Here is a 325-nt window from a genome sequence, read left to right on the forward strand (position 1 = left end):
AGAACTCGCGCCCGTTGTCCGACAGGATGGTATAGACCCGCGCCTCGTGAGCCTCGAAGAACGGCAGGACCGTTTCGTTGAGCACATGGACCGAGGTCACCGGCAGCTTGCTGGTGTAGAGCCGTCCCCAGGCGTGGCGGCTGTAGCAGTCCAGTACGGTTTGCAGATACACCTTGCCCACCCCCTTGAGTGCGCCGACGAAGAAGGTGTCGACCGCCACCAGTTCCCCGGTGTAGTGAACCTCAATTTGGCGTTCGCGAAACTCGGGGCTGAAGCGCTCGAGCAGGCGGATCTGCTCGTCATTGAGCTCAATCGTCTGTTCCCT

1 pseudogene is annotated in these 325 nt (G+C 60.9%); it reads right to left on the reverse strand.

What is annotated here, in order from left to right:
- Positions 1-325 (reverse strand): annotated as a pseudogene (locus J9893_RS20385) (DDE-type integrase/transposase/recombinase); the annotation flags it as partial.

Origin of the sequence: Aeromonas sp. MaB10011B (genome assembly GCF_017939325.1) — a bacterium.
In the GTDB taxonomy this organism is placed as follows: Bacteria; Pseudomonadota; Gammaproteobacteria; order Enterobacterales; family Aeromonadaceae; genus Aeromonas; species Aeromonas caviae.